The sequence below is a fragment of the Micromonospora sp. ABR4_055 genome, assembly GCF_056160425.1.
The window spans coordinates 19,777-38,503 of the sequence record NZ_JBSWXD010000004.1 but is presented as its reverse complement, the minus strand read 5'-3'; the positions used below and the strand labels follow the sequence as shown (position 1 = coordinate 38,503).

General features: G+C 69.1%; 15 protein-coding genes. 11 read left to right on the top strand and 4 right to left on the bottom strand.

The window, feature by feature from the left end:
- Nucleotides 1–58 precede the first annotated feature (58 nt).
- A complete protein-coding gene (locus tag ACXAHD_RS02605) occupies nucleotides 59–1,093 on the top strand; it encodes an iron-siderophore ABC transporter substrate-binding protein (RefSeq protein ID WP_289211244.1) in 1,035 nt (344 codons plus the stop codon).
- A gap of 55 nt (nucleotides 1,094–1,148) precedes the next feature.
- Here ACXAHD_RS02605 and ACXAHD_RS02600 read toward each other — a convergent pair whose 3' ends face one another.
- A complete protein-coding gene (locus ACXAHD_RS02600; protein ID WP_281551464.1) occupies nucleotides 1,149–2,531 on the bottom strand; it encodes an outer membrane protein assembly factor BamB family protein in 1,383 nt (460 codons plus the stop codon).
- Between the two features lie 74 nt (nucleotides 2,532–2,605).
- On the opposite strand from ACXAHD_RS02600, the gene ACXAHD_RS02595 reads away from it, so the two are divergent.
- From ACXAHD_RS02595 to ACXAHD_RS02585, 3 genes are all read left to right on the top strand, one after another.
- Nucleotides 2,606–3,298: a SanA/YdcF family protein gene (locus tag ACXAHD_RS02595; protein WP_281551463.1), complete on the top strand. Its 693-nt coding sequence runs from the start codon at nucleotides 2,606–2,608 to the stop codon at nucleotides 3,296–3,298.
- A 78-nt stretch (nucleotides 3,299–3,376) separates the two neighbouring features.
- Nucleotides 3,377–3,838, top strand: coding sequence for a helix-turn-helix domain-containing protein (locus tag ACXAHD_RS02590; protein ID WP_289211243.1), 462 nt, complete (start codon nucleotides 3,377–3,379; stop codon nucleotides 3,836–3,838).
- Nucleotides 3,825–4,064, top strand: coding sequence for a hypothetical protein (locus ACXAHD_RS02585; protein WP_475048341.1), 240 nt, complete (start codon nucleotides 3,825–3,827; stop codon nucleotides 4,062–4,064). The genes ACXAHD_RS02590 and ACXAHD_RS02585 overlap by 14 nt, the downstream gene beginning before the upstream one ends.
- 46 nt (nucleotides 4,065–4,110) lie before the next feature.
- On the opposite strand, the gene ACXAHD_RS02580 is transcribed toward ACXAHD_RS02585, so the two are convergent.
- Both ACXAHD_RS02580 and ACXAHD_RS02575 read right to left on the bottom strand, forming a co-directional pair.
- Nucleotides 4,111–5,103, bottom strand: a complete 993-nt coding sequence (locus ACXAHD_RS02580) for an acetylxylan esterase (RefSeq protein WP_281551460.1) — start codon at nucleotides 5,101–5,103, stop codon at nucleotides 4,111–4,113.
- Between the two features lie 38 nt (nucleotides 5,104–5,141).
- Nucleotides 5,142–6,215, bottom strand: a complete 1,074-nt coding sequence (locus ACXAHD_RS02575) for a LacI family DNA-binding transcriptional regulator (RefSeq protein ID WP_289211240.1) — start codon at nucleotides 6,213–6,215, stop codon at nucleotides 5,142–5,144.
- A 297-nt stretch (nucleotides 6,216–6,512) separates the two neighbouring features.
- Here ACXAHD_RS02575 and ACXAHD_RS02570 point away from each other — a divergent pair, with 297 nt between their 5' ends.
- The 7 genes from ACXAHD_RS02570 (at nucleotide 6,513) to ACXAHD_RS02540 (ending at nucleotide 16,420) form a co-directional block, all read left to right on the top strand.
- Nucleotides 6,513–7,505, top strand: a complete 993-nt coding sequence (locus tag ACXAHD_RS02570) for an ABC transporter permease (protein WP_281551458.1) — start codon at nucleotides 6,513–6,515, stop codon at nucleotides 7,503–7,505.
- The gene (locus ACXAHD_RS02565; protein WP_281551457.1) at nucleotides 7,502–8,428 is read left to right on the top strand and encodes a carbohydrate ABC transporter permease; all 927 of its coding nucleotides are present in this window, start codon (nucleotides 7,502–7,504) and stop codon (nucleotides 8,426–8,428) included. The genes ACXAHD_RS02570 and ACXAHD_RS02565 overlap by 4 nt, the downstream gene beginning before the upstream one ends.
- A 59-nt stretch (nucleotides 8,429–8,487) precedes the next feature.
- Nucleotides 8,488–10,137 carry an ABC transporter substrate-binding protein gene (locus tag ACXAHD_RS02560; RefSeq protein WP_281551455.1) on the top strand — a complete coding sequence of 550 codons (1,650 nt, stop codon included), beginning with the start codon at nucleotides 8,488–8,490 and terminating at the stop codon, nucleotides 10,135–10,137.
- A gap of 79 nt (nucleotides 10,138–10,216) precedes the next feature.
- Nucleotides 10,217–11,746: a GH39 family glycosyl hydrolase gene (locus ACXAHD_RS02555; RefSeq protein WP_475048335.1), complete on the top strand. Its 1,530-nt coding sequence runs from the start codon at nucleotides 10,217–10,219 to the stop codon at nucleotides 11,744–11,746.
- Complete coding sequence (locus tag ACXAHD_RS02550) at nucleotides 11,739–12,428, top strand: hypothetical protein (protein ID WP_475048332.1); 690 nt, start codon at nucleotides 11,739–11,741, stop codon at nucleotides 12,426–12,428. The genes ACXAHD_RS02555 and ACXAHD_RS02550 overlap by 8 nt, the downstream gene beginning before the upstream one ends.
- The gene (locus ACXAHD_RS02545; RefSeq protein WP_475048329.1) at nucleotides 12,425–14,461 is read left to right on the top strand and encodes a beta-galactosidase; all 2,037 of its coding nucleotides are present in this window, start codon (nucleotides 12,425–12,427) and stop codon (nucleotides 14,459–14,461) included. Before ACXAHD_RS02550 ends, ACXAHD_RS02545 begins: the two co-directional genes overlap by 4 nt.
- A gap of 249 nt (nucleotides 14,462–14,710) precedes the next feature.
- Complete coding sequence (locus tag ACXAHD_RS02540) at nucleotides 14,711–16,420, top strand: FAD-binding oxidoreductase (RefSeq protein ID WP_475048326.1); 1,710 nt, start codon at nucleotides 14,711–14,713, stop codon at nucleotides 16,418–16,420.
- Between the two features lie 121 nt (nucleotides 16,421–16,541).
- Here the strand turns inward: ACXAHD_RS02540 and ACXAHD_RS02535 are convergent, their stop codons facing one another.
- Nucleotides 16,542–18,488 carry a zinc metalloprotease gene (locus tag ACXAHD_RS02535; protein WP_281554319.1) on the bottom strand — a complete coding sequence of 649 codons (1,947 nt, stop codon included), beginning with the start codon at nucleotides 18,486–18,488 and terminating at the stop codon, nucleotides 16,542–16,544.
- Between the last annotated feature and the right edge of the window lie 239 nt (nucleotides 18,489–18,727).

Genomic DNA, 18,727 nt, shown 5'->3' with positions numbered 1-18,727 from the left:
TTAGCCGTGGTTGCATGTGCTGACCTTCGCGGACGACCCCGCGCTCGTAGGAGAGACAGTGATCAGCAGAGAACTCAGCCGCGTCCTTTTCGCCGCTCCGCTTGCCCTCGCCATCGGCCTGACCGCGTGCGGTTCCGGCGACGACTCCAGCGCCGATGACCCCGCGACCGGTGGCAGCTCGGCCGGTTTCCCGGTGACCATCGAGCACGCCCTCGGTGAGACCACTATCGAGGACACTCCGACCCGGGTGGTCGCCTGGGGATGGGGCAGCGCCGACGCCGCCATCGCGCTCGACGTGGTGCCGGTGGCCATCCCGTTCCAGAGCTACGGCGGTGACGCCAACGGCGTACTGCCGTGGATCGCCGAGAAGCTCGACGAGACCGGCGCCGAGGTGCCCACCGTACTGCCGGACGCCCAGGATCCGCCGTTCGACGAGATCGCCGCAGCCGACCCGGACCTGATCCTCGCCGTCTACTCCGGCATCGACCAGGAACAGTACGACCTGCTCAGTCAAATCGCGCCGACGGTCGCCCACCCGGGCGAGGCGTGGGCCACCCCGTGGCGTGACCTGATCACCACCGTCGGCACCGCGCTCGGCAAGAGCGACGAAGCACAGGCGCTTCTGGACGACATCGACGCGCGGGTCGCCAACAAGGCTGAGGAGAACCCGCAACTGGCCGGCAAGAGCGTCGCCATGGTCTGGGACTCCGCCGGCACCTTCTACGTCTACAAGGAGGCCGACCCGCGGGTCGAGTTCGCCCTCGACCTCGGGATGACCGGCGCGCCCAGCGTCAACGACCTCGGCACCGACGAGTCGACGTTCTACTTCACCATGAGCTACGAGCAACTCGACCAGCTCACCTCGGACGTGCTGGTGTCGTTCGCCACCACTCAGGAGGAACAGGACGCGTTCCTGTCCTCGCAGGCCGCCCAGACCATGCCGCAGATCCGGTCCGGGGCGGTCGCCTCGCTGGTCGGTGCCGAGTTCATCGCCTCGGTGTCGCCGCCCACCGCGTTGTCGGTCACCTGGGGCCTCGACGAGTACGTCGCCGCACTCGCCGAAGCCGCCGACAAGGTCGACGCCGCTTCCTGAACGGCTACCCGGCCCGGGTCGGTTCGCCTGACCCGGGCCGGCCCGGCCCCCCGGGTCAGAGCTCGTAGTGCCAGATGCTGATCGCGTCGGCACCCAGCCGGCAGACGATCGTGCCGCGGTCGCCGACACAGCCGCCGACCGGTCCGGGAACGCTACCGACCATGCGTACCGTCTCCGGACCGGCCGGCGCCAGTACCGCAAGCCACGCCGGTCCGGTCTCGGTCAGCTGCCGGTAGCCGACGAACGTCGCGTCGCCGCGCCCCTCCAACTCAATCTCCCAGGCGCTCAACGGCAGCAGGGTCCGCCCGGTCCGCGGGTCGATGATCCGCCCGCTGCCCGAACCTGCCTCGGCGCTGGCATCCGCCACCGCCACCGACGCGGGATACCCGCGACCGTCGCCGTCCGCTGCGGCGCCGGACCCGCCGTCGGCCGAGACGCTGTACGCCACCAGGTAGCTGTCGAAGTCGACCACCAGGTCAGCCGGCACCCGCCACACCGTCCGGCCGGTCAACGGGTCGACCGCCTCGATCCGGGTGTCGTCCGGGAAGCAGATCAGCTCGCCGCACCCGGTGATCCGGCCCGGTCCGTACCGCACCGGCCGGTGCCACAGCTGCCGCAACGTCGCCGGGTCGTAGCCGGTGACCCCCAGCTCACCGCCGCGCCACTGGCGCAGCAGCAGCGTGCCGGCCATGGTGTCCGGCCGGGACACCTCACCCAGATCGGCGGTACGCAGCATCGTGCCGTCGCGCCCGTCGCGTACCTGGGCCCGGCCGTCGGTGCCGACCAGCAGCGCCTGCCCGGCGGTCCCGGCCAGCACCTCGGTCGGCACGGACAGGTCGGCCCGCCACAGCTCGTCGCCGGTCGCCACGTCGACCGCACGCAGCGTCGACGAGGTGGCGCCGGCGTCGTCTGGCTCGTCGATCAGCGCGGTACGCCCGTCGTCGGTCAGCACCAGCCCGTCCGGTGCCACCCACCGGGTCTGCCCGGTCTGCGCGTCCAGGATGACCGTCGAGCCGGTGCCGGGACCGGACCTCGGGTCGACCAGCACCACGTCACCGGTCCGGCGCACCTGGCGCAGCCGCCAACTCGCCGAGTCGAACGGTACCGTCCACCGCAGCGCGCCGTCCGGTACGCCGTACGCGGACAACTGCCAGGTGGTCGCCGCGCCCTGCGCGGCAGCCGAGGTGACCAGCAGCCGGTCCCCGGCGAGCACGATGTCCCGGGCCTTCACCTGATGGCTGGCGACCTGGACGAGCAGCGGGCCGCTGGGCGGGGCCGCGCCGGACAGGCCGGCCAGCAGCGCCAGGCCGGCGACGGCGGCGAGCGGACGGGCCCGGCCGGCGGCCAGCCGTACCCGTCGTGGTGTCCGCCACCAGCGTCCGGCCGGTGCCTGCGGCGGCGCCTCGGGGTGGCTGGCCAGACCCAGCTCGATGACCATGTGCTCCACACTCTTCCCTGTCGCGGCCGGTGTCCAGCGGCGGGCGCGACGTGCCCGTCGACCATAATTACGGCATGGACGACGCCCCGGCTCATCCGACCCGTCGAACCAGGTGGCTGCGCCGCAAACTGGTTGTCTGCGCGGCGGCGGCGGTCACGGTCGCGCTGCTGGTCACCGGCAGCGGCTACTGGGTCCGCGCGTCGGCGGCCGAGCATGTCTACGAGCTGGCCGACGTGCCGGCCGCTCCGGTCGCCCTGGTGCTCGGGGCGCAGGTCCGGCCGGACGGCACGCCGTCGGAGTTCCTGGCCGGTCGGCTGGAGGTGGCCCGGCGGCTGGTCGAAGCCGACCGGGTCCGGGCGGTGCTGGTCTCCGGCGACCATCGGGAGTGGGACTACGACGAGCCGGGCGCGATGCGGCGCTGGCTGATCGATCGTGGCGTGCCGGCGGACCGGATCGTGCAGGACCACGCCGGTCTGGACACCTACGACTCGTGCCTGCGGGCGCGCCGCGTCTTCGGCGTGGAGCAGGCGATCGTGGTGACGCAGAGCTTCCACATCGAGCGGGCGGTCACGGTCTGCCGCCGGGTCGGCGTGGACGCGGTCGGCGTCGGTGACGATTCGGTACGCCGCTTCGAGCGGGCCTGGCGCTGGGGTGCGTTCCGGGAACGGTTTGCCTCGGTCAAGGCCGCGTACGACGTGCTGGTGGGCCGGGATCCGGCGCTGCCCGGCCCACCCGAGACCAGCCTCGACGACGCCCTGCGCGACTAACGGCATATATGTCGGTTTTGGGTTGCACTTCTTGCGCTTTCGCGCGATGCTGATGGTCTGAGAGCGTAGAGGAGGGCCATGAACGGGGATGCGATTGTGCCCGGTCTGGACGAGCGCGCGGAGCTGGCGCGACTTGCTGATCTGCTCGAGACGGCCGAGGGACGTGAGCTGGCGCTGGTTCGCGACGGCATCGAGACGGAGCTTCCCGGGTCGGTGCGCGAGGTATTCGCGCGTCTGGTGCAGGTGCTTGCCTCTGGGAGGGGCGTGGCAATTGTGCCGGTCGACCAGGAGTTGACCACAAGAGAAGCGGCTGAGCTGCTCGGTGTGTCCCGGCCGACTCTCATCAAGCTGCTGGACGATGGGGAGATCCCCTATTCCAGACCCAACTCCTCCCGGCGGATTCCGCTAGGTGGTCTGCTCGCTTACAAGCAACAGCGGAGCCACGCGCGACGCCAACTGCTAGCCGAGATGACTGCGGATGCGGTGGATTCCGGGATGTACGGCACTCCGGCAAACTCTGACGAGCGTGACGTCGCGTAGCGTGCCGCTCACCGCTACCCTGGATGCCAACGTCCTCATCCCCAATGCTCTGTGTAATCTGTTACTCCGGCTCGCGGAGGAAGAGCTCTACGTCCCGCGTTGGTCGAACCTGATCCTCGATGAGGTGCGCCGGAACCTGCCGATGCAGCCGTCGGACGCGGTCGAGCGCCGAATTGTCTTCATGAACGCCGCATTCGGCGATGCAATGGTACGGGATTTCGACTAGCTGGCAGAGGTTCGAGTGGAACTGTTGCTCCGGTCCGGTGACGGTTTCAGTGGAACAGTTCGTGCAGCCAGCGCAACTGTCTGCGGACCTGCTCCGACTCACCGCCTTCGTGGCCGTTGAACGGATACGGGTGAATCTCCCGAGCCGGTGGCTCCAAACGCCCGTTTCCGGCGCCGTACTGGTTGTACGCGGCGAAAACCGTGCTCGGTGGGCAGGTGGTGTCGCGCAGCCCGATACCGAAATGCGCCGGAGCCACCGCGGTGCGGGCGAACGACACTCCATCGAAGTAGGACAGGGTGCGGCGTACCGCCGGCTCGGCGTCGCGGTGCACGGCGAGGTACCGGGCGATGTCGCCGTACGGCTCGTTGTCGGTGATCTCGATCGCCCGCTGCCAGTGGCAGCCGAACGGCGCGGTGCAGATCAGCGCGGCCAGGTCGTCGACCAGGCCGGCGACCGCCAGGGCGAGCCCGCCGCCCTGGCTGTTGCCGGCCGCGACCACCCGGGACGGATCGACGCCGGGCAGCGCACGCACCGCAGCCACCGCGCGGACCGCGTCGGTGATCAGCCGGCGGTAGTAGTAGTCGGCCGGGTCGAGGATCCCCCGGGTCACCGGCCCGGGGCCGCCGGCCGTGGCGGGGTGCGGATCCGGGGTGTCCCCGCCGTTGCCGTACTGGTCGCCCTGGCCGCGGGTGTCCATCAACAGGTGCGCGTAGCCGGCGACCGGCCAGATCAGCCGTTCATGCGGCAGGCCCCGGCCCCGCCCGTAGCCGAGATACTCGACGACCGCCGGCAGCGGCCTGTCCACCCCGGCCGGGCGGGTGTACCAGGCGTTGACCGGGTCGCCGCCGAACCCGCGCAGCGTCACCTGCCAGGTGTCCAGTAGGCGCAGGTCCGTTGGCTCCAAGCGGACGTCGATCAGCACCTCACGGCTGGCGGCATCGTCCAGGGTCGACTTCCAGAACATCGCGAAGTCGGCTGGTTCGACCACAGATGGGTTGTACGTCGCAAGTTGCGGCAACGGCAGATCAAACGAGGGCATTGAATCTCCCAGGAGACAGATGCACGGTGGACAAATGCTCAGGCAGGCGGTGGCGGGGCGGTACTCTCCCGGATCACCAACTCGGTGACCAGGTCAATGCGGCTGGTCGACAACTCGGCACCGCGGGCCAGGTCCAGCAACATCTGCGCGGCGGTGCCGGCCATGTCGCGCAGCGGCTGGTTGACGGTGGTCAGCGCGGGCACCGTCCAGGCGGCGACCGGCACATTGTCGTACCCGATCACCGACAGGTCGTGTGGGACATCCAGGCCGAGTTGGCGGGCTGCCCGGAGCACGCCCAGCGCCTGCATGTCGGATCCGGCGAAGATCGCGGTCGGCCGGTCCGGGCGGTCCAGCAGTGCCATCCCGTGGGCGAAGCCGGCGTCGACGTAGAAGTCGCCGTGCCGGACAAGGTCGGCCGCGACCGGCAGGCCGGCCTCGTCGTGGGCCGACCGGAATCCGGCGGTACGGGCCTGAGCGCACAGTACGTCCCGTGGCCCGGAGATGATGGCGATCCGTCGATGCCCGAGCTGCAGCAGGTGCCGGGTGGCGATCAGCCCGCCGTTCCAGTTGTTGGATCCGACGGTCGGCACTGACGCCGACGTGGCGCTGTCGGTGTCGATCACCACGAAGGGAATGAGCTGGCGGGCGAGTAGTTCCTGCTGCCGCTCGGTGAGGTGGCACAGGACGAAGAGCACGCCGAGCGGGCGCCGGACCACCGCGCCGTCGAGCCAGTCCTCCGACGGGCTGTGCCGGCCGCCGAGCTGGGTCAGGTTGAGACCGATGCCGGCGGCGCTGGCGATGGTCTCCACCCCGTGGATGATTTCCATCGCCCAGAGTGAGTCGAACTCGTGGAAGACCAGGTCGATCTGGTCGTGCCGGATCGGCGGGCGTCGGGCCCGCCGCCGGTACTGGTGCCGGGCCAGGCTGGCCTCCACCCGGGCCCGGGTCTGCGGCGCCACGTCTGCCTTACCATTGAGAACCTTGGATACGGTGGTGATCGAGACGCCGACCTCGTCGGCGATGGTGGCGATGGTCGTCGGAGACGGCGGGTCGGTGGTCGGGACGGGTGTGGGAGTCGACGGTGCTGGGGGCAGCGGCGGCGCTTCTGTCATGCGTACCTCACGTAAGGTAACCGAAACTTCCGGTGCTGAACCTGCTGGTAACCCGGGGTCAGTGTGTGTCAGGGGTGGCGATGAGTAGGGCTTTGGTGACATCTGGGCGTCGTCAAGCGCACTCTATGCAGTTGAAGGTCCGGTTCAGTGACCCTTGACACACCATGCCGGGGAGTTTAGGTTCCCCGCAAGGTAACGCACATATTTCCGAAAGTTTCGAGGAACGTGTCCCGCGAGGCGTTCCCTGCTGCCGGCAGGGGGCCGGTGGCGGGCCGGACGTGAGGGGTGGCAACTGGGATGAGCACACCCAGCACGGTCGATGCGTCGCCGCAGGCGCAGGTGCCCTTGCCGCCGGTCGGCGACCTACCGCGACGCGGCCGGAGTCGGACCCGTACCTGGCGGCGGGCGCTGCGCCGCGACTGGCAGCTCTACTCACTGGTCGTCCTGCCGCTGGTCTTCTTCCTGATCTTCCGCTATCTGCCGATGCTGGGAAACGTCATCGCGTTCCGCCGGTTCCAGCCCGGCGGCAGCGTCTTCGGTGAGTACTGGGTCGGCCTGCGCTACGTCCGGATGTTCCTCGCCGACCCCACGTTCTGGCAGGTCTTCACCAACACCCTGATCCTCGGCACGCTCACCCTGGTCGTGGTGTTTCCACTGCCGATCGTGCTGGCCCTGCTGCTCAACGAGGTCCGCGCCCGCCGGGTGAAGCGGTTCGTCCAGTCGGTGTCCTACCTGCCGCACTTCCTGTCGATCGTGATCGTCGCGGCGATGGTGATGCAGATCCTCTCGGTCGACGGCACGGTCAACTCGATCATCCGGGCGTTCGGCGGTGACGCGATCCCGTTCCTGCAGCAGCCGGGCTGGTTCCGCACCATCTACGTCTCCTCCGAGGTGTGGCAGACCGTCGGCTGGGGGACGATCCTCTACCTGGCCGCCCTCACCACGATCGACGAGGACCTCTACGAGGCGGCCCGGATCGACGGGGCGAACCGGTGGCGGCAGACCTGGCACGTGACGCTGCCCGGCATCCGGCCCACCATGATCACCCTGCTGATCCTCAACATCGGCACCTTCATGGCGGTCGGCTTCGAGAAGATCCTGCTGCTGTACAACCCGCTGACCTACCCCACCGCCGACGTCATATCGACGTACCTCTACCGGATGGGTGTCGTTTCCAGCAACTTCAGCTACGCCGCCGCCATCGGCCTGTTCGAGGCGCTGATCGGGCTGACCCTGGTGCTGTCCGCCAACCTGATCGCCCGTCGCACGGTGGGGACAAGCCTGTGGTGACCGTCGACGCCTCCCGCAAGCTGTTCCAACCGACCCGACGCCGCCCCCGACGGCCCGACGACACCCGCGGCTACCAGATCTTCCGGGCGGTCAACGGCATCATCCTGACCGGCGTCGTGATCGTCACGCTCTACCCGTTCGCCAACATCGTCGCCCGATCGCTCAGCGACGAGGGCTACATCCGATCCGGCCAGGTCAACATCATCCCGCGCGGGTTCAACCTGGACACCTACCGGTTGGTGATGTCCGACTCGATGTTCTGGACCAACTACCGTAACACCATCGTCTACACGGTCACCGCCACCGTCATCTCAATCGTGCTAACCACCTGCTACGCCTACGTCCTGTCCAAAAAGGATCTGAAGGGTCGGGGCGCGCTGGTCGGTATCGCCGTCTTCACCATGTTCTTCTCCGGTGGCCTGATCCCCAACTACGTGCTGATCACCAGCCTCGGGCTGAAGAACAGCATCTGGGCGATCGTGCTGCCGAACGCGATCAACGTGTTCAACCTGCTGGTCATGAAGGCCTTCTTCGAAAGCCTGCCAACCGAGTTGGAGGAAGCTGCCGCCGTCGACGGGCTCAACACGTACGGCATCCTCTGGCGCATCGTCATCCCGCTGTCAAAGGCGATCATCGCCACGATGGTGCTCTTCTATGCGGTCTCGTTCTGGAACTCGTGGTTCACCGCGTTCCTCTACATGGACCGCTCCGAACTCTTTCCGGTGACCGTCTACCTGCGCAATCTGATCGCCGGGGCAACCACCGCGACCTCCACCGGAAGCAGCAGCGACAGCCTCGCCCAGGCAGCCGCGAACATCCAGGCCGTCACCATCATCCTGACCGTACTACCGATCATCATGGTCTATCCATTCATTCAGCGTTACTTCGTGTCGGGCATCATGCTCGGCGCGGTCAAGGGGTAGCGCTGCGGACAGGTCCGCCCCATTCGACTGAATGCCTTCCGCACACGAAAGGAAGTCCGATGTTCCAACGATCTCGGCACCGCCACGCAGCGGTCGCCGCCGGCGTCCTTGCCCTCACACTCGGTATCGCCGCCTGTGGCAGCGACGGCGACACCGAGACAGCGGACCTGGACGGCAACAGGGTCGGAGCCATGGAGAGCTACGGCCTCGGTGACCAGTTCACCGCCACCGAGGCGCTGAGCTTCTCGCTGCTCTACAACAACCACCCCAACTATCAGATCGACAAGGAGTGGATGTTCTGGGACGAACTGACCGAGCGCACCAACGTGTCGCTCGAAACGGTCGAGGTGCCGCTGAGCGACTACGAGCAGAAGCGAGGCCTGCTGATCGGCGCCGGCGACGCGCCGTTCATCATCCCGAAGACCTACCCCGGCCAGGAATCGGCGTACGTCTCCAGCGGAGCGATCCTGCCGATCAGCGACTACGTCGACCTGATGCCGCACTTCCAGGACAAGGTCGCCAAGTGGAACCTGCAGGGTGACATCGACTCGCTGCGCCAGCAGGACGGCAAGTACTACCTGCTGCCCGGTCTGCACGAGGACGTCTGGACCGACTACACCATCGCCGTACGCACCGACATCCTCGCCGAGCTCGGCCTCGAGGAGCCGGCCACCTGGGACGAGTTCCGGGACATGCTGCGGGCGATGAAGGCCGCGTACCCGGAGGTCTACCCGATGTCGGACCGGTGGAGCATCCCCACCCCGCTGGGCGCGCTGCAGAACATCATCGGCCCGTCGTACGGCTACGACACGATGGGCGGCTGGGGTTACCAGAACGCCTCGTTCAACCGGCAGGCCCAGGAGTTCGTCTTCACCGGCACGATGCCGGAGTACAAGGAGATGGTGGAGTTCCTGCACTCGCTGGTCGCCGAGGGTCTCTTCGACCCGGAGAGCCTGACCCAGGACGACGACACCGCGATCCAGAAGCTCGCCACCGGCAAGTCGTTCGTCATCAGCACCAATGCGCAGACCCTGGTCAACGACTACCGGCCGGCGCTGGCACAGAACAACCCGAACGCCACCATCGCCAAGATCACCCGGCCGGACAGCCCGGTCGGCTCGGTCAAGGCCGGCTCCCGCCTGGAGAACGGAATCATGATCTCCAGCAAGGCGCGGGAGAGCGAGAACTTCGTCGCGATGATGCAGTTCATCGACTGGCTCTGGTACTCCGACGAAGGCCAGGAGTTCGCCAAGTGGGGAGTCGAAGGCGTCACCTACACCAAGGACGCCGCCGACAAGTGGGTCCTCGACTCCGACATCGACTTCATCGGAATCAACCCCGACGCCAGCAAGCACCTGCAGAAGGACTTCGGCTTCAGCAACGGGGTGTTCGCCTACGGCGGCACCACCGAACTGCTGCAGTCGACCTTCTCCGAAGAGGAGCTGAAGTTCCAGGAGGCGATGGGGCAGAAGGAGACCCTGCCGGTCTCGCCGCCGAGGCCGTTCAGCGGGGAGGAGCGCGAGCAGGCCACCCTGTGGGAGACCCCGTTGAAGGACTACGTCCAGCAGCAGACCCTGCAGTTCATCCTCGGCCAGCGTGACCTGTCCGAATGGGACGCCTACGTCGCCGAGGTCGAGGGCAAGAACGCCCAGCAGTACATCGACCTGGTCAACGGGGCGTACCAGCGATACCAGGAAGAGCACGGCTGACCACCTGGGGGGTGCCGGTCGCGTCCGTGGCAGGGACGTGACCGGCACAGCCGGCACCATCATGAGGAGCGGAGCAGAGATGACCCGGATCGCCGTACCGCAGCAGGGCACCGGCACCCTGCCAGACGCCTGGCGGGCCTGCGTCGGCACCGGCCGGCTCGACCTCGCGCTGCGCAGCGACTACCAGGAGTCCCTGGCGCTGGTCCAACGGGAGATCGGCTTCCGCTACATCCGGGGGCACGGGCTGCTCAGCGACGGCGTCGGCATCCACCGACCGTACGAACACGCCGGCCGACGCGGCGTGCACCACTCGTTCACCTACGCCGACCAGATCGTCGACACCTACCTCGACCTCGGCATCGCCCCCTTCATCGAGCTCGGCTTCATGCCCGGAGCACTCGCCTCCGGCGACCAGACCGTCTTCTGGTGGCGCGGCAACGTCACCCCGCCCCGCTGCGAGTCCGAGTGGGCCGACCTGGTCCGGGCCACGATCGGCAACCTCGTCGACCGGTACGGCCTGGCGCAGGTCCGCAGCTGGCCGATCGAGGTGTGGAACGAACCCAACCTGGACATCTTCTGGCAAGGCGCCGACCAGGCCGCCTACCACCGGCTGTACGAGGTGACCGCGCACGCCGTCAAGGAGGTCGACGCCGACCTGCAGGTCGGCGGGCCGGCGATCTCACCCGGTGCTGACGAGTGGCTGGTGCCGTTCGCCGAGTACGTCACCGACCGCGATGTGCCGATCGACTTCGTCAGCCGGCACGCGTACACCTCGGGGCCGGCCCAGCACGTGCCGTTCGGCACCTACCAGACCCTGATGCCCGCCGGCCACCTGCTGGAACAGTTCGCCAGCCCGCGTAAACACCTGGCCGGCACCGCCCTGGCCGACCTGCCGGTGCACATCACCGAGTTCAACTCCTCCTACCGGCCGGACAACCCGGTCCACGACACCGCGTTCCACGCCGCCTACCTGGCCCCGGTCGTCGCGGCCGGCGGCGACCTGGTCGACTCGTTCTCCTACTGGACGTTCAGCGACGTCTTCGAGGAGGTCGGCATCCCGGCCGCGATCTTCCACGGCGGCTTCGGTCTGCTCACCCATAGGCAGATCAGAAAACCCACCTACCACCTGTACGCGTTCATGGCCCGGATGGGCCGTCAGGTGCTCGCCCGGGGCGCCGACCACCTGATCACCCGCGACGACGACACCGGCCGGGTCACCGTGCTGGCCTGGGCGCCGGTCGACGTCGCCGACGTCACGGCGGCACCGGACCGGCACACCGTCGACCTGTCTGTCCCGGCCACCGCACCAGCCGGCTCGGTGTTCCTGCTGCGCTCGTCGGTCAGCGACGACGCCGGCAACGCCTGGCGGGCCTGGTGCGAGCTCGGCCGCCCCCGCTCACCCCGGCCGGCGCAGCTCGACGCGCTGCGTACCGCCGCCGAACCGGCCCGCACCCACCGCGCGCTGCCGGTCGTCGACGGCCGGGTCGACGTCGACCTGACCCTGACCCGGCACGAGGTCACCCTGGTCGAGATCACCCCGGTGGTCGACGAGACGCCGCCGTGGTGCGACGATCGGCGGCTGCTCGGGCAGGGCGGCCGCGATGAGTGACCTCGGCGCCGCGCAGCGGCAGTTCGGCACCGGCCCGCTGTCGCGGGTCGCGGCGATAGTCTACCGGCTGACCGTCGTCGAGCTGCTGCTGCTCGCCGGCTTACTGCCCGGTCTGGTGCCCGCGCTGCTGCTGGCCCGGGACTCCAGCAACATTGCGCTCTACGCCGTCTGCGCCATCCCGGTCGGCCCGGCGCTGTCCGCCGGCCTGTACGCCATCGCCCGGCACCGTCCCGACATCACCGACCTGAACCCGGCCGTCGACTTCCGGCGCGGCTACCGGGCCAACCTCGGCGGGGTGCTGCGGATCTGGCTGCCGCTGCTGGCCGGGCTGACCATCGTCGCAGTCAACCTGGCCTACTTCGACGCGGCCGGGGTGCCGCGCTGGTGGGCGGCGCTGCTGGTCCTCGTCGCGGTCGCGGCGACCGTCTGGGGTGGCATCGCGCTGGTGATCACCTCGCTGTTCGCGTTCCGCGCCCGCGACGTGGCCCGGCTCGCCGCGCACTTCCTGACCCGTACGCCCGGCACCTCCCTCGGAGTGCTGGCGCTCGGGGTCGTAGCGGCCGGGATCACCGCGTACACCTCGGAAGCGGTGCTGGCGCTGGCCGGCTCGGTGCTGGCGTTGCTGCTGCTGCGCACCAGCCGATCGATGATCACGGCGATCGAGAAGGAGTTCACCAGGTGACGCTGCCCGACGTCGCGAAGATCCCGTACGGCGGGGACTACAACCCGGAGCAGTGGCCCGAGGACGTCTGGAAGGACGACTACCGGCTGTTCGACGCGGCCCGGATCGACACCGTCACGGTCGGCGTCTTCACCTGGGGGCTGACCCAGCCCGGTCCCGGTGTCTACGACTTCTCCACCCTGGACCGCATCGTCGAGCGGGCGGTCACCGAGGGCCGGCAGATCTGCCTGGCCACCGGCACCGGAGCGCATCCGGCCTGGATAGCCCGTGCCCATCCCGACGTCACCCGCGTCGACTTCGAGGGCCGCCGGCACCGGTTCGGCCAACGGCACAACTCCTGCCCCAGCTCACCGACGTACCGCCGACTCGCCACGGAGCTGGCCCGGCGGGTCGCGCATCGCTACGCGCGCACCCCCGGCCTGGTCGCCTGGCACGTCAACAACGAGTACGGCGGTGCCTGCTACTGCGAGCTGTGCGCCGCCAACTTCCGGCTCTGGCTGCGTGAGCGGTACGGCAGCCTCGACGCGCTCAACGCCGCCTGGTACACCACCTTCTGGTCGCACACCTTCACCGAGTGGGGGCAGATCGAGCCGCCGTCGGCGTTGACCGAACACTGGCGCGGGCCCGACCACACCGCGTTCCAGGGCATCACCCTCGACTATTTGCGGTTCATGTCGGACGCGATGCTGGCGAACTTCGTCGACGAGAAGGCGGCGATCCGCGAGTCCAGCCCGGACACCCCGGTGACCACCAACTTCATGGGCATGTACCGGCCGATCGACTACCACCGGTGGGCCGAGCATCTCGACTTCGCCTCCTGGGACAACTACCCACCCGACGACCGGTCGGCGGCCCGGATGGCGTTCACCCACGATCTGATCCGCGGGTTGAAAGGCGGCCAGCCGTTCTGGCTGATGGAGCAGACGCCGAGCGTCACCGCCTGCCGCGACGTCAACCCGCTGAAACGGCCCGGCGTCATGCGGCTGTGGAGCTGGCAGGCGGTGGCGCACGGCGCCGACGCGGTGCTGTTCTTCCAGATGCGCGCCGGCCGGGGGGCCAGCGAGAAGTACCACGGGGCGGTCATCGGCCACGCCGGCCGATCCGACACTCGGGTCTTCACCGAGGCCGCTGAGCTGGGTGCGGAGCTGGCGCAGGTCGGCGGCGTGACGCTCGGTGCCCGCACCCCGGCCCGGGTGGCGGTGCTGTTCGACTGGGACAGCTGGTGGGCGTTGGAGATTTCCGACGGTCCGTCCCGGCTGGTCCGCTACCAGCAGGTGGTGCTCGCCTATCACCGGGCACTGTGGGACGCGGGGGTGGACGTCAACGTGGCGCCGGTGACCGCCGAGCTGACCGGCTACGACGTCGTGGTGGCCCCGGCTCTGCACATGGTCAAAGACGATCTCGCCGCCCGCCTGGAGGTGGTCGCCCAGCGGGGTGGCACCGTGCTGGCAACGTATCTCTCCGGGCGGGTCGACGAGAACGATCAGGCGTTCCTGGCCGATGTGCCGGGGCCGCTGGCCCAACTGATGGGGATCCGGATCGACGAATGGGACGCCCGGGAGGCCGACGTGGTCAACCCGGTCACCCTGGCGGCGGACGGTGCCCGGTCGGTCGTCTCCGCCGCCACGCTGCTGTTCGAGCTGGTCATCCCGCAGGGCGCCGAGGTGATCGGCACCTACCAGGCCGACTTCTACGCCGGCACGCCGGCGGTCACCCGCAACCGGTTCGGCGCCGGCGAGGGGTGGTACGTCGCCGCCGGGCTCGACCTGGCGGGGGTTTCCTGGGTGGTACGCCGAATCCTGGACCGGCACGGACTGCTCGGCCCGTACGCACACGTGCCGGACCTGGAGTCGGCGGTACGGGTCGCGCCGGACGGCACCCGGATCCGGTTCCTGCTCAACCACGGCGAGGAGCAAGTGGAGCTGCCGGCCTGTGCCGCCGGGGTCGACCTGCTGACCGGGGAACGGGTCACCGCCGGTGCGCCGCTGCGCCTGGACCGGTACGGCGTACTCGTGCTCCGCGAGGACACCTGACGCCGCGCCGCCGTCCGTCGGGACGTCGTGTCACGCGGCGGGTCGAAGGTGGTGCACCCTATCGCGCCAGCTAGGGTGCACCACCCTCAGCCCGCCGCGCCGACACGATGACCCAGAACCGGTGTACGCCGGATGGGTGACGTGTGCCTGAGGGACCTGAGCGGCGCCTGACCGGTGGCAGGGTCGGTGCGGTGGCCGGGGCGGAACCGACCGGCTGATCCGGACGGTGCCAGCGGGGGAGCACGGACGATGGTGAGCAGACGTACGGCGTTGCGGGCAGGCGCGGTCGCCGGGCTGGTCCCAGCGGTCGGTCTGATCGGGCGACCAGCCACGGCCGTACCGACGCCGGCCGAGGAGCCGACGCGTACCCCGGCCGAACAACCGACGCAGGTCAGGCCCCAGGACCCGGACATCGGGCCCGGCGCTGGCCGGGACGATCGTCCGTGGCGGGATCTGCCGGACCGGCAGTGGGTCGAGCTGCAGGGGCAGCTGTCGGCGGATGCCACCCTGTACCGCCCCGGCGGGGCGAGCTACGAGGCACTCAGCATCCCGTACAACCACCGGTACGCCAACGTGCAACCAGCCGCGATCCTGACACCCGGCACACCCGACGACGTCGCGGTGGCAGTCAGCTGGGCACATGATGTCGGGATGCCGCTGGTGCCCCGGTCCAGCCTCGGCCACAACTACGCCGGCTACTCCACCACGACCGGCCTGCTGATGGTGATGAGCCGGCTGCGGGGGATCGAGGTCACGCCGAACCGTTGGCCGGCACCGCCGCGGCGGTACGGGTCGGTCGAGGTTACCGACGATGCCGGCACCATCACCGTGCAGGCCGGCGTGGTCAACGCCGACCTGCTGCCGATCCTGCGCGACCAGGGTGTCTTCGTCCCCGCCGGACGGTGCCCGACGGTCGGTGTGGCCGGGCTGGTGCTCGGCGGCGGGATCGGCTTCAGCGACAAGATGTTCGGCCTGACCTGTGACCGGCTGGTATCGACCGAGGTGGTGCTGGCCGACGGCACGGTGACGGCCTGCGACGAGACCAACGATCCGGACCTGTTCTGGGCCTGCCGGGGCGGCGCCGGCAACAACTTCGGCGTCAACACCTCGTTCACCTTCCGCTACGTACAGCTGCAGGGTCTGGTGTCGTTCTTTCGGTTCCGCTGGTCGGCGGCCAGCGTCACCCCGGCCATGCTGGCCTTGCAGGACGTCGCGACCGCCTACCGCAGCGATCGGCGCCTGGACTGCCGCATCGGTGCCGGCACCACGCTGGCCGCCGGCGAGCAGCAGGTGTACGCCGACGCGCTCGGCCAGTTCTACGGCACCGTCGACGAGCTGATTGAGATCCTCGAGCCGGTACTGCGCGTCGGGACGCCGGCCGAACGTGAAGCCAACCGGGACGGCGTCCGGGCGGTGTCGCCGGCCGAGGCGAGCGTGTTGCTGTCGGCGAACACCCCGGCGCAGCAGTTCGCGGTCAAGTCGGCGGCGCTGCCCGAGTCGTTGAACCGGCGGCAACTGCAGGCAGTGCTCGACGGCCTGCACCGGTGGCCGGGCAGCCGCAACCCGGACGGGGCCGGGATCGCGTTGTTCTGCCTGGGCGGGCAGGTGAACGAGGTACAGCCGAACGCCACCGCGTTCGTGCACCGCGACGTCACCTTCATCATGGCCGCCGAGGCGACCTGGGCAGACGACGATCCGCCGGAGGTCGCCGTCGCCAACGAACTCTGGCTGACCGAGTTCTTCGACGAGATGTTCGCCGGCCACCCTCCGGCGGGGGCGTACCAGAACTTCCCGGATCCCCACCTGGCCGACTGGCGACACGCCTACTACGGCGGGAACTACCCGCGGCTGGTCGAGGTCAAGCGCAAGTACGACCCGACCGGCTTCTTCACCTACCCGCAGGGCATCGGGTCCTGCGGCGCCGTCGACGGCTACGCCAACCAGTGGTGTCCCCGCTGACCTCGGACCGGAACCCGACGTGGGGGGGGGGGGAGGGGGGGTGGGGGGGGGGGCTGTGGGGGGGGAGGAGGGGGTGGGGTGCTTGGTCCCCCCCGGCTCCTGGTCTCCCGCTACCTGCTGGTCAGGGCTGGCTACGCGGGCTGTCCGGGCCCAAAGTGTCGATGAACTCGTGCGGTCCGGTCACCTCGGACGCGGCGCGGGCCTGCTGCGCCCGGGCGGACATCTGCTCGGCCACGGTCCCGGCCGGCACTCCGGCCCGCCCGGCGGCGTCGACGACCTTGCCGTACGCCTGCTCGGCGAGGACCAGCGCACGCCGGTAGTCGTGCCGGGCGAGCGCGTGCTCCGCCGCACCGATCAACCGGTCGGCGGCACGCAGGTCACGGTGGGCCCGGCCGGGGTGCGGACCGTCCAACACCGACTCGGCGAGCCGGTTCGCCGCCTCGTTGTACGCGGCGGTCAGGAACCGGTCGCTGTTGTCCCGGTCGAACTGGCTGAAGTCCCAGTTCAGGTCGATGTAGCTCATCATCGAGTTGACCTGGTCGCCGGACCAGGCGAAGAAGAAGTCGTCCTCCGGGCCGTAGTCGACGCCGGTCTCGCTGTCGTAGCCGTCATGCGGATGACTCATTCCCAGGTGGTGTCCCACCTCGTGGATCAGCGTGGTGGTGAGCCCGTACCCGGCGTCGACGATCTCCGGGGAGACGAATGCGAAGACGTACGACTGCGTACCGTCGGTGTAGTCGTCGTCGGCGAAGCCCAGCGCCGGCACCGGGGTGCCGGCCGGCAACGCGTAGCTGAACACCGGCAGCTCGTAGTCGACCCGGTCCTGATCGTCGAGCACCCGGTCGAGTTCGAAACTGTTCTGCAGGTAGAAGTTGGCGAACGGCGGGTAGCCAAGCTCCGGGTAGCAGGACTCGTCGTCGATCATCACCGCGTAGTAGCAGCGCTCGGCGTCACCTTCGAACGGGAGGTTCTGTCCGTCGTAGTCCAGCACGTTGCGCCACCGCAGTTCCCGCAACTCCAGCTGCAGTAGCTCCTCGTCGATATAGCGGACGGACGCGTCGACGCCCTCCCAGCCCTCGTAGACGTTGCTGTCGATGTTGATCGACTTCGGCGGTTCGGCGCTCGGCAGCTCCGCCGGATAGAGCGGCGACGTGGTGAACAGCAGGTTGATCGCCACGTAGCGGGTAGTCAGGGCGAGGTCGCCGGTGAGCGCGTCGGGGGAGCGGTAGCCGTCGGCGGCGTACTCCCAGACCGGCGGCATCCGGTAGTCCTCGACGCCGTTGCCGTCGAGGTCGGGATCATCGACGTTCCAGTTCTCGGTCCACGATTCCGGCCCGGCCGACAGGTCGTGGAACCACACCCGCCGGGTGGAACCGAGGCCGTTCTCCTCGTCGTCGGCGGTGGTACCGCCCCACGCGGAGATCTTCCGGCTGTCCCGTTCGGCGCCGAAGTTGTGCCCGGTGTCCGGGTCAGGTTCATCGGTCTTGGTGTAGACGTGGAACTTGAAGTCCGACCGGCCGAACCAGTTGATGAAGAAGATGGTGTTGCGTCGGGTGTCGACGCCGGCCGGTGGGTTGAGGGCCAACCACCGCTCCACGCTCGGCGCGTCGATGTGGTGGTTGTCGGTGATGGTGGCGACGTTGCCCTGCTGCTCGTTGTAGAGCTCCTGGTAGACGGTGAGCGGCGCGGGCGTGGCCAGCCGCTCCAGCTCGGCGAAGAACCGGTCCTCGTACCGCTTGTTCGCGTACCGGACGCGGTAGTCGTAGGTGTAGGTCAGACCGAGCTTCTCGACCTGGTCGTACCACAGCCGGGAGCGGACCACCGGCTCGTAGCGCTGCGGCAGTTCATCGAGGTACGCCGACCGGTCCACCTGCGTCCGGCTGTAGCCGAGGAAGACCACATTGACCGGGACCTTCTCGGTGAGCGCCGGCGCTCCGCCCGGATTGAGGTGCGCGAAGTGCGGCGGTGCCGCCTGACTGGCGGGTGCCGCCGCGACGATCATCAGCAGTGCCGCTGCCGCCGCTATCAGGGTTGCCGCTGCGGACCTCGTCGTTGTCCTTGTCGACATCCAGTTTCCCTCCGTTGACGACAGGTGGCCGCCGGTCCGGCCGTCCACCCGTGGCAGGGGCGGTCGCCCTCCGCTGTGGACACGGTGCCATTGATCATCGGCGCTGTAAATCCGCCGCCGGTAAAACCTGGCGGACCCGCCGGGGGTGTGTGCCCAGTCGGTTGAACCGGGTATCTGTCCGAGCCGTATCCCGGGTTGACGGCGGGTGGTCCGCCGAGCACGGCGATTCGGGAGGCCAC

Bases quoted from the DNA above. Each gene is read 5' to 3' on its own strand.
- ACXAHD_RS02600 (WP_281551464.1), bottom strand. From the start codon at position 2,531: ATGGTCATCGAGCTGGGTCTGGCCAGCCACCCCGAGGCGCCGCCGCAG.
- ACXAHD_RS02595 (WP_281551463.1), top strand. From the start codon at position 2,606: ATGGACGACGCCCCGGCTCATCCGACCCGTCGAACCAGGTGGCTGCGC.
- ACXAHD_RS02590 (WP_289211243.1), top strand. From the start codon at position 3,377: ATGAACGGGGATGCGATTGTGCCCGGTCTGGACGAGCGCGCGGAGCTG.
- ACXAHD_RS02580 (WP_281551460.1), bottom strand. From the start codon at position 5,103: ATGCCCTCGTTTGATCTGCCGTTGCCGCAACTTGCGACGTACAACCCA.
- ACXAHD_RS02575 (WP_289211240.1), bottom strand. From the start codon at position 6,215: ATGACAGAAGCGCCGCCGCTGCCCCCAGCACCGTCGACTCCCACACCC.
- ACXAHD_RS02570 (WP_281551458.1), top strand. From the start codon at position 6,513: ATGAGCACACCCAGCACGGTCGATGCGTCGCCGCAGGCGCAGGTGCCC.
- ACXAHD_RS02560 (WP_281551455.1), top strand. From the start codon at position 8,488: ATGTTCCAACGATCTCGGCACCGCCACGCAGCGGTCGCCGCCGGCGTC.
- ACXAHD_RS02555 (WP_475048335.1), top strand. From the start codon at position 10,217: ATGACCCGGATCGCCGTACCGCAGCAGGGCACCGGCACCCTGCCAGAC.
- ACXAHD_RS02550 (WP_475048332.1), top strand. From the start codon at position 11,739: ATGAGTGACCTCGGCGCCGCGCAGCGGCAGTTCGGCACCGGCCCGCTG.
- ACXAHD_RS02540 (WP_475048326.1), top strand. From the start codon at position 14,711: ATGGTGAGCAGACGTACGGCGTTGCGGGCAGGCGCGGTCGCCGGGCTG.
- ACXAHD_RS02535 (WP_281554319.1), bottom strand. From the start codon at position 18,488: ATGTCGACAAGGACAACGACGAGGTCCGCAGCGGCAACCCTGATAGCG.